General features: G+C 72.4%; 11 protein-coding genes and 2 pseudogenes. 9 read left to right on the top strand and 4 right to left on the bottom strand.

What is annotated here, in order from left to right; all coding sequences use genetic code 11:
- The first annotated feature begins 276 nt into the window (after nt 1–276).
- The 5 genes from OG841_RS27985 to OG841_RS27965 all read left to right on the top strand — a co-directional run bounded on the left by OG841_RS27985 (nt 277) and on the right by OG841_RS27965 (nt 10,391).
- On the top strand, nt 277–4,155 hold the full coding sequence (locus tag OG841_RS27985; protein ID WP_371570848.1) for an FHA domain-containing protein: 3,879 nt from the start codon (nt 277–279) through the stop codon (nt 4,153–4,155).
- 189 nt (nt 4,156–4,344) lie between these two features.
- On the top strand, nt 4,345–5,739 hold the full coding sequence (locus tag OG841_RS27980) for an ABC transporter substrate-binding protein (RefSeq protein ID WP_328638981.1): 1,395 nt from the start codon (nt 4,345–4,347) through the stop codon (nt 5,737–5,739).
- Between the two features lie 4 nt (nt 5,740–5,743).
- The gene (locus OG841_RS27975; RefSeq protein WP_328638982.1) at nt 5,744–7,087 is read left to right on the top strand and encodes a carbohydrate ABC transporter permease; all 1,344 of its coding nucleotides are present in this window, start codon (nt 5,744–5,746) and stop codon (nt 7,085–7,087) included.
- Nucleotides 7,084–7,992: a carbohydrate ABC transporter permease gene (locus OG841_RS27970; protein WP_328638983.1), complete on the top strand. Its 909-nt coding sequence runs from the start codon at nt 7,084–7,086 to the stop codon at nt 7,990–7,992. The genes OG841_RS27975 and OG841_RS27970 overlap by 4 nt, the downstream gene beginning before the upstream one ends.
- Before the next feature lie 140 nt (nt 7,993–8,132).
- A complete protein-coding gene (locus OG841_RS27965; protein WP_371567024.1) occupies nt 8,133–10,391 on the top strand; it encodes a bifunctional glycosyltransferase/CDP-glycerol:glycerophosphate glycerophosphotransferase in 2,259 nt (752 codons plus the stop codon).
- A 322-nt stretch (nt 10,392–10,713) separates the two neighbouring features.
- Here OG841_RS27965 and galE read toward each other — a convergent pair whose 3' ends face one another.
- Entirely contained in the window at nt 10,714–11,694 is a 981-nt protein-coding gene (gene galE, locus OG841_RS27960; RefSeq protein ID WP_328638985.1) for a UDP-glucose 4-epimerase GalE, read from the bottom strand.
- Nucleotides 11,695–11,790: 96 nt separating this feature from the next.
- Nucleotides 11,791–12,267 (bottom strand): MarR family winged helix-turn-helix transcriptional regulator, encoded by a 477-nt coding sequence (locus OG841_RS27955; protein ID WP_365120003.1) that lies wholly within the window; start codon nt 12,265–12,267, stop codon nt 11,791–11,793.
- A gap of 122 nt (nt 12,268–12,389) precedes the next feature.
- On the opposite strand from OG841_RS27955, the gene OG841_RS27950 reads away from it, so the two are divergent.
- Complete coding sequence (locus tag OG841_RS27950) at nt 12,390–12,803, top strand: organic hydroperoxide resistance protein (protein ID WP_306980504.1); 414 nt, start codon at nt 12,390–12,392, stop codon at nt 12,801–12,803.
- A gap of 125 nt (nt 12,804–12,928) precedes the next feature.
- Nucleotides 12,929–13,861, top strand: a complete 933-nt coding sequence (locus OG841_RS27945) for an ADP-ribosylglycohydrolase family protein (RefSeq protein WP_371567023.1) — start codon at nt 12,929–12,931, stop codon at nt 13,859–13,861.
- A 57-nt stretch (nt 13,862–13,918) separates the two neighbouring features.
- On the opposite strand, the gene OG841_RS27940 is transcribed toward OG841_RS27945, so the two are convergent.
- On the bottom strand, nt 13,919–14,182 hold the full coding sequence (locus OG841_RS27940; RefSeq protein WP_328638988.1) for a YciI family protein: 264 nt from the start codon (nt 14,180–14,182) through the stop codon (nt 13,919–13,921).
- On the opposite strand from OG841_RS27940, the pseudogene OG841_RS27935 reads away from it, so the two are divergent.
- Both OG841_RS27935 and OG841_RS27930 read left to right on the top strand, forming a co-directional pair.
- A pseudogene (locus tag OG841_RS27935) lies at nt 14,096–14,578 on the top strand (cyclic nucleotide-binding domain-containing protein); the annotation flags it as partial. The gene OG841_RS27940 and the pseudogene OG841_RS27935 overlap by 87 nt on opposite strands.
- Nucleotides 14,506–14,889, top strand: a pseudogene (locus OG841_RS27930) (Crp/Fnr family transcriptional regulator); the annotation flags it as partial. The pseudogenes OG841_RS27935 and OG841_RS27930, both read left to right, overlap by 73 nt.
- 103 nt (nt 14,890–14,992) lie before the next feature.
- Here the strand turns inward: OG841_RS27930 and OG841_RS27925 are convergent.
- Nucleotides 14,993–15,631 (bottom strand): TetR/AcrR family transcriptional regulator, encoded by a 639-nt coding sequence (locus tag OG841_RS27925; RefSeq protein WP_328638989.1) that lies wholly within the window; start codon nt 15,629–15,631, stop codon nt 14,993–14,995.
- Between the last annotated feature and the right edge of the window lie 37 nt (nt 15,632–15,668).

Raw genomic sequence — 15,668 nt, 5'->3', positions numbered from 1 at the left:
AGGCACTACGTAAGCGTTCCCAAGCGCGTTCGAAGGAAAGACGCTCCGGCGGGGTCCGCTGGTTGCCGGACGTTGGACGTGACCGATCTCAAGTGATCGTCGGCGCTGCACTGGTCAGGCACTTTTGGGGGCAGAGCTGACCAATCAAGATCACTTGCCCTCGGGCGGCGGGCGTGTTGTCAGTGGCAGGTGCGAGGATGCCTACCGTCAAGGCCGACGAACTTGGGCGCGTGCTTGTCCGCGAACTCGTCCGCGCAGAAGGGACCGCTGACGGCGATGCAGATCCGGCTGACCGTCGTAGACCCGCTGGGCCCGCCCGACCGGGCCCGGGGCCGCGCCGCGAGCTGCGACGTGCTGGTCACGGCTCCCGTCGGCACAGCGCTGGCCGCGGTGGCGACGGCACTCGCCTCGGCGATCCCGGCGGACGGGAGCACCTCCCGCGCGGGCGAAGCCGAGCGTGGGGGCGGTCCGGTCGTGCTGTACGCGGACGGGGAGCGGCTCGACACCCAGCGAGCCACCCTGGGCGAGCCACCGCTGATCGACGGCGCCGTGCTGTCCCTGGGCGCTCCCGCGGCCCCCGAGCCCCACCCCGAGCTCGACGACGCCCCCACCCAGCTCCACGTGGTCGCCGGCCCCGACGCCGGCGGCGTCCATCTGCTGCACGGCGGCCAGATCCACATCGGCCGCTCCGCCGACGCCGACGTCCCTCTGGACGACCCCGACGTCTCCCGCCTGCACTGCGCGGTCACGGTCGCCGCCGACGGCCGCGTCTCGGTGGCCGACCTCGACTCCACGAACGGCACGAGCCTGGACGGCACCCGCGTGGGCACGCGCCCGGTCCGGTTCACTCCGGGGGCACTACTGAGGATCGGTGAGTCGGTGCTCCGGCTGTCACCGAGCGCGGGGCGACGGCTCGGGACGGAACCTGACGGCGAGGGCCATGTGCGGGTGACGTCCGGCGAGGCCGGGCTCGTGGCAGGCAGCGGTGGTCAGGAGCCGGGCGTTACCGGGGCGCGCCGGGGCTCGGAGACCCCTGCGGAGTCCGGCACAGCCGGGTACCCGTCGGATGCGGTCCAGGGGCGCGCAGCGGCAGGAGCCCGCGAGGACGGCAGAGGTGCCTCCGGCTCGGCCTCCGGGCAGGCCGAGCGCTCGCCACGCGCGCGTGGCAGGGTGTCGGCAGGCGCCGCGTCCGGCAGGTCGGCGCCGTCCTCGGACGCGCGGCCGGCCGAGGACTCGGCACGCACGCGTGAAGGCCGTGGCAGTAGCGACACCTCCCCCCGGTCGCCCACCGACCGGACCCACCACACCTACGGCTCCGCGGGCTGGGGCGCCTCGAGCGGAGGCCCCGAGGGCACGGGAGCGCAGGGCCACGGCCCCGCAGAACCGCCGGTCGTCGTGCCGGAGCAGGGCGGTGCGCCCCGGATCGAGCGCCGGGACGGAACCGACGTCGGACGTCCGGACATCGACGACGGCCTCCGGGGCAGGGACCCCGGCGGGGACACCCACGGCGGCCGGTCCGGGATCGACTCCTTCGAAGTGACGCGCACCACCGCCGTCCCCCCGCCACCCGCGACCCGTCAGGACCTGCCGTCGGAACCCGACGCCCCCGCGACCGGCCGCCGCAAGGGCACCCCCCTGCGCGGAACCGACGTACCGCAAGGCGTGCGGCGCCGTGGTGGGCTGTCCGCGTGGGCCCGCCGCCTGGCCGGCGGGCGGAGCGAGCAGGAGACGCCCCGGCCGGACGAGGCGTACGACGAGGAGACCGCGCCCGTGAGCGCGGTTCCGTCGGCCACCGCGCCCCAGGCGCCCGAGGCCTGGCCGGACCCGGCGGCCCTGCTGCTGACGGCGCTGGGTCCCGGCGCGCGTCTGTGGGAGCGCGGGCCCGGGCATCCGGAGGCGCTCACCGTGCGGCTCGGCACCGCCGACCGTGCGGCGCCCGACGGCTCGGGGCTGCTGCCGGCCGTTCCGGTCACCGCGGATCTGCGCGAGGCCGGTGCACTGGGCCTCGCCGGTCCGCGCGCGCGCCTCGCCGGGCTGGCCCGCGCGGTGGTGGCCCAGCTCGCCGCCCTGCACGCGCCCGAGACCCTGGAGATCGTCCTGATCAGCGCGGACCGCTCCCGGCCCGCGCGGGAGCGCACCGCCGAGTGGTCCTGGCTCGGCTGGCTCCCCCATGTCCGCCCGGGTCACGGCCAGGACTGCCGCCTCCTGCTCGCCCATGACCGCGAGCAGGCAGCGGCCCGCACCGACGAACTTCTGCGGCGCCTGGACGACCACCTGTCCGACGCGGAGGCCGCACCGGACCGCAGGACGATCCCGGCCGCCCGCTCCGGCGTCCCGCAGGACCGGCTCCGCACCACCGCCCGACGGCCCTCCTGGGCCCGGGACGACGTGGAGGACGAGACGAGCGGCGGTTTCCCGGGCCCGTACACCGTGGTCGTGGTGGACGGCGACCCCGGGGGCGCGGACCTGCGCAAGGCGGTGGCGCGGCTGGCGGCGGAGGGCCCCCGGGCCGGCATCCACGTCGTGTGCCTGGCCGAGACGGCCCCGGCCTCCCCGGCGTCCCCGGTGACGGACACGTACGAGGCGGCGTGCGCGGTGGCCCCGACGTTCCGCGAGTGCGGCGCGGTCGGCCTGCTCAGCGGGGACGTGGCGACGGCACTGCGGCTGATGCGGGTGGCGCGGGCGGGGGTTCCCGCGCAGTCGGGCACCGAGGCCGGCGGCACCGGCGCGGCCCCTGCCGACAACCGCCCCGAGCCCGGACGCCCGGCCACCGGCACCAAGGCCCACCCCACCGGCACGCGCACCGGCGCTCGCACGGGCTCCGGCGCCGACGCCGACACTCTCCACCTCACCGCCGACCCCGCGCCCGCTCCCGTCGGCCACGGCACCGTCGCCGCCGTGGACGCCGTCTCCGCGGCCTGGGCCGAGCGGTTCGCGCGCGCACTGGCGCCGTTGCGTACGGACGGCGCCGCCGGTGGGGGGCACGCGCGCGTGTCCTCGCCGTTGCCCCAAGCGGCGCGGCTGCTGGACGAGTTGGGGCTGGCCCGGGCCACCCCGCCGTCGCTGATGACACGCTGGGCGGACGCGGCCGACGACCCGGAGTCGCTCGGCGGCCGGGCGTGGGCGGTGCTGGGGGCCGGACCGCGCGGCCCGGTCTGCTCCGACCTCGTGGCCGAGGGCCCGCACCTGCTGATCGAGGGCCCCGCGGGCAGCGGCCGTACGGAACTGCTGCGGGCGGTCGTCGCCTCGCTGGCCGCGGCCGAGCGCCCCGACCGCCTGAGCATCGTCCTGATGGACGGCCGGGACAGCGTGAGCGCCGGGGGTACGCCCGCCGAGGGCCTGCATGTGTGCACGGACGTGCCGCATGTGACCACCCACCTCGCCGCCAACGACCCGGTCCGCATGCGGGAGTTCGCCCAGTCCCTGAGCGCCGAGCTGAAGCGGCGAGCGGAGCTGCTCGGCCGCTCCGACTTCGCGGAGTGGCACACCGGCAGGGAGCTGTCGGGCCGTATGGTCGCCCAGCGCACGGCACCCGCGCGGGGCACGACGGGCGACCCGGCCGCCGGTGACCTGGACTCCCCGCCCAGCTCCACGATCCGGCTGCGTCCGGCGGCGGCCCGCCGCCGGACGGAGACGGCACCCCCGCTCCCCCGGCTGGTCGTGATCGTGGACGACCTGGACGCTCTGGTCTCCCCGCCCCTGGGCTCCCCCGGCAGGCCGGCCGCCGGCTCCGTCATACGCGCGCTGGAGGCGGTGTCCCGCGAGGGCGAGCGCCTGGGCGTCCACCTGGTGGCCGCGACCGGCCCGGGCGGCCGTACGGCGGAGTCGGAAGCGGCCCGCCGGGCCACCCTCCGCGTCACCCTGGACGCCCCGGCCACCGGGCCGGACGAACCGGCTCCCGGCCGCGGCCGACTCACCTGGTCCGACGGCCGGGTCACGGCCTTCCAGGCCGGCCGGGTCACCGGCCGCATCCCCCGCACGGCAACCCTCCGCCCCACGGTCGTCCCCCTGGAATGGGAACGCATGGGCGACCCCCCAACGCGCCGCCCGGTCCGGGAACTTGGCAACGGCCCGACGGATCTGGCCCTGCTGGCCAGTGCATTGGAACGGGCAGCGAGGGAAGTCGCAGCAGCAGAGGTCCCGTCGCTGCTCTAGTCGTGAAGGGATCCGGGGGCAGCGCCCCCGAGCGACGCGTGCCCCGACGCACCGGCACTGGTCACGACGGCATCACGATCTTCCGGTTGACAGTGGACGCCCACTTGCCGACCTCGTTCCCCCCGGCGTAGACCAGTTCGCACGGGACAGCCCTCGAACGTTCGACGAGGAACGAAGAACGGGGTCGTGATGCGCAGCACGAGCAGCACCAACCGGAAGCCCAGGTCGGCCAGTAGGGCTTCCGCGAAAACGGCGGCCGCCGCCCTCGCGGCAGCCCTCGCCCTGTCGCTCACCGCATGCGGCGGAGACGACGACAAGAGCAGTGACACGGGCGCGACGGGTGGCAAGGAGACGGGTACCAGCGTCACCCTGCCCAAGCTGAACGGCCAGAGCCTCCAGGTCGCCGCCGTCTGGAGCGGCGACGAGCAGGCCAACTTCAAGAAGGTCCTGGCGGAGTTCGAGAAGCGCACCGGCGCCAAGGTGACCTTCGTGCCCGCCCAGGACCCGATCGTCAACTTCCTGGGTTCGAAGGTCGCGGGCGGCCAGCCGCCGGACATCGCGATGCTTCCGCAGCCGGGCGCGATCAAGCAGGCCGTGGACAAGAAGTGGGCGAAGCCGCTCGGCGCGGAGGCCAAGGCCGAGCTCGCCAAGAACTACTCGCAGGGCTGGCAGGACATCGGCAAGATCGGCGGTACTCAGTACGGCGTCTACTACAAGGCCGCCAACAAGTCCCTGATCTGGTACAACGCCAAGGTCTTCGAGAACGCGGGCGCCACCGAGCCGAAGACCTGGGACGAACTGCTCACCACCGCCCAGACGGTCTACGACTCGGGTGTGACCCCGTTCTCCGTCGGCGGCGCCGAGGGCTGGACCCTGACGGACTGGTTCGAGAACATCTATCTCTCCCAGGCGGGCCCGGAGAAGTACGACCAGCTGGCCAAGCACGAGATCAAGTGGACGGACCCGTCCGTGAAGGACGCGCTGACCACGCTGGCCCAGGTGTGGGGCAAGAAGGACTATGTCGCGGGCGGCGCGAAGGGCGCGCTGCAGACGGACTTCCCGGCCTCGGTGACGCAGACCTTCACCGGCGGCGACCAGCCCAAGGCGGCGATGGTCTACGAGGGCGACTTCGCGCAGGTCAACATCCAGACGGCCAAGGCGAAGGTCGGCACGGACGCGAAGGTGTTCCCGTTCCCGAAGGTCGGCGACACCGCCCCCGTGGTCTCCGGCGGCGACGCGGCCGTGATCCTGAAGGACTCCAAGGCGGCGCAGGCGCTGGCGACCTTCCTGGCCTCGCCCGACGCGGCGACGATCCAGGCCAAGCTGGGCGGCTATCTCTCGCCGAACAAGAGCGTGGACATCTCGGTGTATCCGAACCCGGTGCAGCAGAAGATCGCCAAGGCGCTGATCGACTCCGGCGACGACTTCCGCTTCGACATGTCCGACCAGGCCCCGCAGGCCTTCGGCGGCACCCCCGGCAAGGGCGAGTGGAAGGCGCTCCAGGACTTCCTGACGAACCCGAAGAACATCGCGGGCACTCAGGCCAAGCTGGAGGCCGACGCGGCGGCCGCGTACGGGAACTGACGCGATGACATCGGCCACCGAGGCAGGGGTCCCTCCGGCCCCTGCCTCCCCCAAGTCGCGCAAGAGCGTGACCGGCACGCGAAGGACCGTGGCAGCGCTGTTCCTGCTGCCCGCTCTCGTGCTGCTGGGCGCGCTCGTGGTCTACCCGATCGGGTATTCGCTCGTCCGCAGCTTCTACAACCAGTCCGGCGACGGTTTCGCGGGATTCGACAACTACAAGGCCCTGTTCACCGACGACGGCATCCGTACGGCCCTGAAGAACAACATCATCTGGGTGGTGTTCGCGCCGACGATCGCCACCGCGCTCGGTCTGATCTTCGCGGTGCTGACCGAACGGGTGCGCTGGGGAACGGCGTTCAAGCTGGTCGTCTTCATGCCGATGGCGATCTCGATGCTGGCGGCGGGCATCATCTTCCGGCTCGTCTACGACCAGGACCCGGACAAGGGTTTCGCGAACGCGGTGTGGGTGGGCGTGCACGACACGTTCAGTCAGTCCTCGGCGTTCCCGAAGGCGCACCCGGGCCGTGAGTCGCCGCTGGTGGCTCAGGGGGGCGGGTTCATCACCAAGTCGACGGTCCACACCGGCGGGACGGTCACCCTGCCCCTGGTGGGCGTCGCCCCGGACCAGATGCCCGGCGACGCGAAGAAGGCCGTGGCGCCGCAGGCGGACCCGGGCCGGATCACCGGCACGACCTGGCAGGACTTCACCCGCGGCAAGGGCGTCGGCACGCTGGGCGGGGTCGACCCGAGTGAAGTCGGCTACCCCGGCATGAAGATCGAGGCGGTCAAGGACGGCAAGGTCGTCGAGACGGCGAAGGCCGGGGACGACGGCACGTTCTCCTTCTCGGAGAAGGCCGACGGGGCCCAACTGCGGCTTCCGGCGAGCAACTTCAAGGAGGCCTACAACGGGCTCGACTGGCTCGGCCCGTCGCTGGTGACGCCGGCGATCATCGGGTCGTACATCTGGATGTGGGCCGGTTTCGCGATGGTGCTGATCGCTGCCGGGCTCGCGGGCATCCCCCGCGAACTCCTGGAGGCGGCCCGCGTCGACGGCGCGAGCGAGTGGCAGGTGTTCCGAAGGGTCACGGTCCCCCTCCTCGCGCCCGTTCTCGCGGTCGTCACCGTGACCCTGATGATCAACGTCCTGAAGATCTTCGACCTGGTCTTCATCATCGCCCCGGGCTCCTCGCAGGACGACGCGAACGTCCTCGCGCTGGAGCTGTACCGCAAGGGCTTCGCCGAGGACCAGCCGGGCATCGCGAGCGCCATCTCGGTGTTCCTGCTGCTGCTGGTGATCCCGGTGATGTGGTTCAACATTCGTCGGCTCAGGCGGGAGGTACGGCGATGACCACTTCGGCCGAAAGGCTTCCCGAGACGGCACCGGCCGACGGGGTGAAGGCGAAGCAGTCGCTCGGCTCACGGCTCGTCGAACGCGTCAGCGGCGGCCTGATCAGCGTCGTCCTCGTCCTCGTCGCCCTGTTCTGGCTGGTGCCGACGATCGGGCTGCTGATCTCCTCGCTGCGCAGCCCGCAGGACCTCGCCGCGACCGGCTGGTGGAAGGTCTTCACCGAGCCGTCCCAGATGACCTTCGACAGCTACGACAAGCTGCTCCACAACAGCGACATCACCGGCTCCATCGTCAACACCGTGCTGATCACGGTCCCGGCGACGGTCCTGGTGATCGTCATCGGCGCGCTCGCGGGCTACGCGTTCGCGTGGATGGAATTCCCCGGCCGCGACTGGTGGTTCATGGGCGTGGTCGGTCTGCTGGTGGTGCCGGTGCAGGTGGCGCTGATCCCGATCGCCGAACTCTTCGGCAAGCTGGGCCTGTTCGGCAACATCTTCGGGGTGATCCTCTTCCACACCGGCTTCGGTCTGCCCTTCGCGGTGTTCCTGCTGCGGAACTTCTTCGCGGAGATCCCCCGCGAACTCCTGGAGGCGGCAAGGCTCGACGGCGCGGGTGAACTGCGCCTGTTCGCCAGGGTGGTGCTGCCGCTCGGCGCGCCCGCGATCGCCAGCCTGGGCATCTTCCAGTTCCTGTGGGTGTGGAACGACATGCTGATCGCCCTGGTGTTCACGGACGCCGACAGCCAGCCGATCACGGTCGCCCTGCAGACCCAGATGCGCGCCTTCGCCGACAACGTCGACGTCCTGGCACCGGGCGCGTTCATCTCCATGGTGATCCCGCTGCTCGTGTTCTTCGCGTTCCAGCGGCAGTTCGTGTCCGGCGTGATGGCGGGCGCGGTCAAGTAGCCCGTACGACAGCCGACTTGAAGGGGCGGGCCGATACCGGTCCGCCCCTTCGCGTTCGCCCGAATGCCGTACGGACCGTAACCAAGCTCCTCCGTGGGGCGTTCCCGGGCAGAACTGCCGCGCCGACCCATGGATGTGCCGTGCCCAGGTTCAGTGTCATCGTCCCCGCGTACAAGGTTCAGGCGTACCTGCCCGCATGCCTGGAATCGGTGCTGTCACAGTCGTACGAGGATCTGGAACTGATCGTGGTCGACGACCGCTCGCCCGACGCGTGCGGCGAGATCGCCGACGAGTTCGCGGCCCGCGATCCACGCCTCCGGACGGTCCACCTGGCACGGAACAAGGGGCTCGGTCCCGCCCGCAACGCGGGGATCTCGGAGGCGACAGGCGACTACCTGGTCTTCCTGGACGGCGACGACACCCTCACCCCGCACGCGCTGCGGGCGATCGCCGACCGGCTGAAGGAGACCGGCGAACCGGACGTCCTGCTCTACGACCACGCGCTCGCCCCCTGGTCGGGCGAGATCGTCCACAACGCCTTCAGGGGGCAGCTCACCGAGCAGGGCCCCGCCCCCTTCCTCCTGGAGGACCGCCCGGGGCTGCTGCGGGCACCGACGGTGGCCTGGAACAAGGCGTACCGCAGGGAATTCGTCGACAGCGGGGGCTTCGCCTTCCCGCCCGGCCACCACGCGGACCCGCCCTGGACCTACCCGGTCCTGATGACCGCCGAGTCGATCGCCACCCTGGACCGGGTCTGCGTCCACCACCGGCAGCACCGAAGGAGCCGGGCCCTCGGCACGGCCGGCCACCTCGACATCTTCGACCAGTACGACAGGGTCTTCGCCCACGTCGACGCGTGCCCCGAACTCGCGCGGTGGCGGCCGGTGTTGTTCCGCCACATGGTGGACGACCTCTGGGCGGTGTTCGCCGGGCGGGACCGTCTCCCGCCCGGCAGCCGCGCCGAGTTCCTGCGGCGGGCCCGCGACCGCTACCGCGCCCACCGCACCCCGGGTCACCCGGTCCCGGTGCGCTCCTGGCTGCGCCACAAAGTGATCCAGCGGGGCCTGTACCGCACCTACCGGGTCGTGGAACTGGCCCGGCGGCTCAGGCAGCGGGCCACCAGGCCGGTCGTCCGCCTCGCCCGGGCCCTGCGCGCGGCGGCCCTCCGGCTCCACTACCGCGTCCAACTGCGCCTGCCCCTGCGCGAGGACCGGGCCGTCTTCGCCGCGTACGGGGGTCGCGGCCACGGCTGCAACCCGGGCGCGCTGGAGGAGGCGTTCCGCACCTTCGCCCCGCACATCCGCACCGCGTGGATCGCCCGTCCCGAGCACCACCACACGATCCCGACCGCGACGCTCAGGCTGCGCCCGGGCACGGCCGCCTACTGGACGGCGCTCGCCCGCTCCAAGTACCTGGTGAACAACACCGACTTCGACCGCCGTCTGGTCAAGCGCCCCGGCCAGGTCCTCGTCCAGACCCAACACGGCACTCCCCTCAAGCACATGGGCCTGGATCTTCAGGAACGCCCGGCAGCGGCAGGGGACTTGGACTTCGGCGAGATGCTGAGCGGAGTCGACCAGTGGGACCACCTCCTGTCCCCCAACCGCCACACCACCCTGACCTGGGAACGCGTCTTCCCCGGCGGCTACACCATGCTTCCCTACGGCTATCCCCGCAACGACGTGTTCCAGCGGGCGACTTCGGAGGACGTACGGCGGCTGCGCGAGTCCCTCGGCATTCCGGCGGGGTCGGTCGCGATCCTTTACGCGCCGACCCACCGCGACTACCGCCGCACCCAGCGCACCACCCTCGACCTGGACCGCCTCCTGCGCCGTCTGGGCCCCCGCTTCATCGTGCTGGCCCGCGCCCACCACCGCCACGGCGGCCCGCTCGTCTCCCCCGCCACCGGCCGGGTCATCGACGTCAGCGACCACCCGAGCGTCGAGTCCCTGTGTCTGGCCTCGGACGCCCTGGTGACCGACTACTCGTCCCTTCTGTTCGACTACGCCAACCTGGACCGCCCGATCGTGATCCACGCCGACGACCACGAGGCGTACGAGGCGGCCCGAGGCACCTACTTCGACGTGCGGTCCTTCGCGCCGGGCGCGGTCGCGCGCAGCGAGGACGAACTGACCGACATCTTCGCCACCGGCCACTGGCGCGGCTCCCGCTCCACCCAGCTGCGCTCGGCATTCCGAGCGCGCTTCTGCCCGTACGACGACGGCCGCGCCGCCGAGCGGGTCGTACGCCATGTCGTCCTGGGCGAGACCGAGTTGCCCCCGGTGATCCCGCTCGCCGAGCGCCACCCGGTGCCGTCGGCGGCGGCGGCACTCGACCGCTTCCCGTTGGCCACCGTGCCCCTTCCCGCGACGGGCACGCCCGTCACCGAGACCCACTAGAAGGGGTCCCCATGCCGTCCAGCCCCTCCCATCCCACACCGACCCGTCCGTCCACCTGGCGCCCGGTGGGACGACCGGGACGCCGGCTCCGCCGCTCCGGGCCGGCGACCGGCACGCGCTCCTGAGCGCCCGCCCCTGGGCCCAGTCGTCACATTCCCGTCGTCGGCCCGGAGCGCGGGCAACGCGGCGGCGATGGGGCCCCTCCCGCGCGAGCTTGGTTTCGAGCATGCGCTCGCAAGGCGCCGGAGCCACGTCGGCGGTTCGGCAACGCGGAGAGCGCGCGCCAGGCGTCGCGCGGCGGGCGGGAACGTGACGACAGGGCCTAGCCCCGGGCCGCTTCCGGATGCAGCCGTACCCATCCCTCCCAGGCCGACGTGATCATGTCCTGGACGTCGTGTTTGGCCTTCCAGCCGAGTTCTGTGGCTGCCAGATCGGCCGAGGCGACGACTCGGGCCGGGTCTCCGGGGCGGCGGGGAGTGACCGTCGGGGGGCGGTCGCAGCCGGTGAGGGCATTGATGTGGTCGATCATCTCGCGGACGGAGACGCCTTCGCCGCGGCCGATGTTGACGGTGAGGTCGCGGCGGGGGGAACCCTGCAGGACGCGGGCCGCGGCCACATGGGCCTCGGCCAGGTCGGCGACGTGGATGTAGTCGCGGACGCAGGTGCCGTCGGGGGTGTCGTAGTCGTCGCCGAAGATGCGCGGGGCCGCGTGGGCAGTGAGCTTCTCGAAGACCATCGGGACGATGTTGAAGACGCCCGTGTCGGCCAGCTCGGGGCTCGCCGCTCCCGCCACGTTGAAGTAGCGGAGGCAGGCCGTGGAGAGGCCGGTCGCGCGGCCCGTCGCGCGCACCAGCCACTCACCGGCCAGCTTGGTCTCGCCGTACGGGGACATCGGCGCGCACGGGGTCTCCTCCGTCACCAGCGGGACGTCCGGCATGCCGTACACCGCCGCGGAGGACGAGAAGACGAAGGAGGGGACCCCCGCCGCCGTCACCGCCTCCAGGAGGACGCGCAGGCCCTCGACGTTCTCCCGGTAGTAGTGCAGCGGCAGATCCACCGACTCGCCGACCTGCTTCTTCGCCGCGAGGTGGACCACGCCGGTGACCTCGTGGTCCGCCAGGGTGTGCGCGACCCGCTCGGCGTCCAGCGTGGACCCCACCACCAGCGGCACGTCGGCCTGCACGCGCTCGGCGATGCCGGTGGACAGGTCGTCGTACACGACCGCCTGCTCGCCCGCCTCGGTCATCGCCCTCACGACATGCGCCCCGATGTAGCCGGCGCCGCCGGTGATCAGCCAGGTCATGTACGGCCGTCCCCTCTTCGGTTGACCCACGTCCGCGTATCAGTGAACCAGGCGGTCGGGGCCGACGGGTGCCACTGCGGTGACCGCGATCAAGTGTCAGTCCTCGTCGGGCAGCTCGGCGTGCACCGCCGCGTCCAGGGCCGAGGTGAGCTGGTCCAGGCGGGCCCGCAGGTCGCGGATCTCGTCCACGTCGAAGCTGGTCGCCGAGACGATCCGGCGCGGCACCTGCACCGCGCGCTCGCGCAGGGCGACGCCCTCGTCGGTGAGCCGCACCTCCACCGAGCGCTCGTCGCGGGCACTGCGCTCGCGCCGCACCAGGCCGGCCGCCTCCAGTCGTTTGAGGAGCGGGGACAGGGTGCCCGAGTCGAGCCGCAGGTGCTCGCCGAGCTTCTTGACGGGCAGGTCGCCGTGCTCCCACAGCACCAGCATCACCAGGTACTGCGGGTAGGTGATCCCCAGATCCTTGAGGATCACGCGGTAGACGCTGCCGAAGGCGCGCGAGGCCGCGTTCAGGGAGAAGCAGATCTGCTGGTCGAGGCGGAGCCAGTCGGTGGCGGTCGGTGGCGTGGTCATGTCTCCAGGATAGCTCTTGCGAGCCATTTAGTTGTGCACAACTAAATTGTGTGCTCTACTTGCCACCGTGAGGCGGCCGCGGATGAGCCGCCGGAACAAGCCTTCGAGAGGGATGGTCTTTCATGGACGCGCTCTACACCGCTGTCGCCACCGCCACCCACGGCCGCGACGGCCGGGCCTACACGAACGACGGCAAGATCGACGTCGCGCTGGCCCCGCCGGTGGAGCTGGGCGGCAACGGACAGGGCACCAACCCGGAGCAGCTGTTCGCCGCCGGTTACGCCGCCTGTTTCGGCAGCGCCCTCGGTCTCGTCGGCCGTCAGGCCAAGGTGGACGTCAGCGACGCCGCCGTCACCGCCGAGGTCGGCATAGGCAAGCAGGGCGAGGGCTTCGGCCTCAAGGTCGCCCTCCGTGTCGAGCTGCCCGACTCCGTGGACGCGGAGACCGGCCGCAAGCTCGTCGAGCAGGCCCACCAGGTCTGCCCCTACTCCAACGCCACCCGCGGCAACATCGAGGTCGAGCTCGTCATCGAGTAGACCCGGAAACCCGCCCTCCCGGAACCGCGGCACCGACCGTAGCGGTCGGGCGCCGCACCGGGGGTCGTACGAGGACTTGCCCGTGCGGGCCCGCATGCGGCTCAGGTCCGGGCTAACCTGCGCGGATGGTCGTTCGCGCGGAGCGCGCCCTGGGCGCCGTCATCGGTTCTGCCGTGGGGGACGCGCTGGGCGCCCCCTTCGAGTTCGGTCCGGAGGGTGCCTTCTCGGACCGTTTTCCGGAGCCGGGGCACGGCGGCGAGATGTGCGGAGGCGGCGGCTGGGACCCTGGCGAGGCGACCGACGACACGCAGATGGCGGTCCTGGTCGCCGAGTCCCTGGTGGAGTGCGACGGGCTCGAACTCCCCGACGTCTTCCGGCGGTTCCAGCGGTGGGCGGCGGCGGAGCCGAAGGACATCGGCCTCCAGACCGAGGCCGTGCTGAGCAGCGGCGACCCTTGGGACACCGCCGCCGCACTCCACTTCCAGGTGAACCAGCGAGCCGCAGGGAACGGAGCGCTGATGCGAGCGGCCCCGTCCGCCGTGCACTTCGCTCGGCACGGCCGCGAGGCCACCATGGACGCCGCCCGCCGGCTCGCCGCCCTCACCCACGGCGACCGGGCGGCCTGGGAGGGCACGGCCGTCTTCCACGAGCTGATACGGGTGGCCCTCGCCGGTGACGACCCGCTGGACGCCGTGGAGGCCACCCTCGGCACGGTCCACCCGGAGCACCGCCCGCGCTACGCCACCGTCCTGGCCATCGACTGGCACCCCGACCAGGCCACGGAGTTCAACGGCGCCGTATGGCCCTGTCTGGGCTCCGCGGTCTGGGCCCTGCGCACGACGACCTCGTACGAGACGGCCGTACGCGCCGCGATCGACCTGGGCGGCGACACGGACACGGTGGCAGCGGTGACGGGCGGCCTGGCCGGAGCGGTGTACGGCCTCGCGGCCGTCCCGGAGCGCTGGACAGCACCCCTGCACGTACCACTGCCGGGCTTCGCCGACCGGGTGCTGAGGACGTCCGACCTGGCGAACCTCACTCGTCGCCTCACCGGGTGACAGAAGCGCCGGCGGGAGCACAGGGCTGATCCGCCACGCGGCTCCGCCGTGCCCCTCTCAGACACCCACTATCGGCGCCCACTCACGAATCGCGCGGACCTCGACTCCTGGCGTGAGCCGGTAGTACGGGTCCGCCGCCAGAATCTCCTCCAGTTCCGCCCGCCCCACCGCGAACAGCAGCATCGCCCCGTGGTCGTCCTCCCACGGCCCCGCGGCGAACAACTTCCCCTCGGCATGCAGACGGCCGAGCGCCGCGCGGTGAGCGGGTCGAGCGGCAAGGCGTTCGGGCGCGGGCGTGAAGGCGAGTTCCACGACAAGCACAAGGTCCCCTTTCCAGGGCAGCAGTCCGACGCGACCGACGTTGGGCTCAGCCCGCCGCACAGGTCTGTATCAGCCGATACAGCGAGGAGGGGAGCTGTCATGTCCGCACCCGACTGGCGGCGACTGCAGGGCGTCCCGCTGTTCGCCACACTGCCCGAAGACGACCTGCGCCGCCTGTGGGAGACCTCGGTCCCCCGCCACCACGCCCCCGGCGAGACCCTGCGCAGCCAAGGCGCCCCCGCCGACCACCTGCTCGTCCTGCTCGACGGCACCGCATCCGCGTCCGCCACGACCGCCGCCGGACGCGTCATACGGTTCGGAACATGGGCCGGCCCCTGCGCCCTCGACAAGGTCGCGCTGCTCGACGGAGCCGGCCACACGGCCACCTTCACCGCGCTCACCCCCTGCGCCGCACGGGCCGTCCCCCGCGGCCGCTTCACGACCCTGCTCGACGACTCCGCGACCGTACGCGCCCACGTCCTCCGACTCCTCGCCACCAGGCCCGCGCACAACAGGAACGACTCACCGACACGGCCACGCTCCCCTGCGAGGCCCGCCTCGCGGCCTGGCTGCTGGACGGACTCAGTCGGGACGGAACCGACGGCCACGTCCCCCTCCCCGGCGGTCAGCGCGAACTCGCCGACCTGCTCGGAGTCACCCGCGTCACGGTCAACCGCGCGCTGTCCCGGCTCAGGCGGGACGGACTCATCGGCCCCACGGAGAACGGCGACGGCCGGATCCGGGTGCTCGCCCCGGAACTCCTCGCCCTGCGCGCGGCGCAGCACACCCGCCACAGTCGCCGGGGCAGGCTCAGAGCGCCTTCAGCGCCTCCGTCGTCGCCCGCGCCAGTGCCGCGAGATACCCCTTCGGCAGCTTCGGGCTGCGGATCACCACCGAGCGCCAGTACAGGGGGCCGGAGATCAGATCCAGGGCCAGCTCGTCGTTGAAGCCCGTGCGGAGCTCCCCGCGCTGCTCCGCCGCCGTGATGATCTTGCTGGCGACGCCCTCCTGACCCTTCTGCAACGCGTTCTGCAGGGCCTCGGCGATCTCGGGGTTGCGGGCCGCCTCGGCCTGGAGGTCCGGGATGATCTGCGAGGCCACCGGGTGGCGCAGCGCCCGGGAGGTCACCTCGTACAGCATCCGCAGGTCGTCCTCGAGCGAACCCGTGTCCGGCACCGGCAGGCCCATCACCGCGATCTCCGAGACGACGTCGAGGACCAGGTGCAGCTTGGAACGCCAGCGGCGGTAGACCGCGGTCTTGCCGACGCCCGCGCGGCGCGCGATGCCCTCGATCGACATCCGTGCGTATCCGGCGGCCGCGAGCTCCTCGAAGACGGCCGCCCGAATGGCTTCCGTCACATCCTCACGGAGTACGGCGGCTCCTGCCGGGGCACGGCGGCGCGGACGGGTCGGCGGCGCGTCGGCGTTGGTCGTCATGCGGACCAGCATAGGGCGTAGCGACGAAACGGTCCCGTCCCGACGCGGA

The organism is Streptomyces canus (genome assembly GCF_041435015.1).
In the GTDB taxonomy this organism is placed as follows: domain Bacteria; phylum Actinomycetota; class Actinomycetes; order Streptomycetales; family Streptomycetaceae; genus Streptomyces; species Streptomyces canus_G.
This window is presented reverse-complemented; position numbering and strand designations above follow the sequence as displayed.

Excerpts from the sequence above, each read along its gene's own strand:
- OG841_RS27985 (WP_371570848.1), top strand. The coding sequence starts at position 277 with ATGCAGATCCGGCTGACCGTCGTAGACCCGCTGGGCCCGCCCGACCGG.
- OG841_RS27980 (WP_328638981.1), top strand. The coding sequence starts at position 4,345 with ATGCGCAGCACGAGCAGCACCAACCGGAAGCCCAGGTCGGCCAGTAGG.
- OG841_RS27975 (WP_328638982.1), top strand. The coding sequence starts at position 5,744 with ATGACATCGGCCACCGAGGCAGGGGTCCCTCCGGCCCCTGCCTCCCCC.
- OG841_RS27970 (WP_328638983.1), top strand. The coding sequence starts at position 7,084 with ATGACCACTTCGGCCGAAAGGCTTCCCGAGACGGCACCGGCCGACGGG.
- galE (WP_328638985.1), bottom strand. The coding sequence starts at position 11,694 with ATGACCTGGCTGATCACCGGCGGCGCCGGCTACATCGGGGCGCATGTC.
- OG841_RS27955 (WP_365120003.1), bottom strand. The coding sequence starts at position 12,267 with ATGACCACGCCACCGACCGCCACCGACTGGCTCCGCCTCGACCAGCAG.
- OG841_RS27950 (WP_306980504.1), top strand. The coding sequence starts at position 12,390 with ATGGACGCGCTCTACACCGCTGTCGCCACCGCCACCCACGGCCGCGAC.
- OG841_RS27945 (WP_371567023.1), top strand. The coding sequence starts at position 12,929 with ATGGTCGTTCGCGCGGAGCGCGCCCTGGGCGCCGTCATCGGTTCTGCC.
- OG841_RS27925 (WP_328638989.1), bottom strand. The coding sequence starts at position 15,631 with ATGCTGGTCCGCATGACGACCAACGCCGACGCGCCGCCGACCCGTCCG.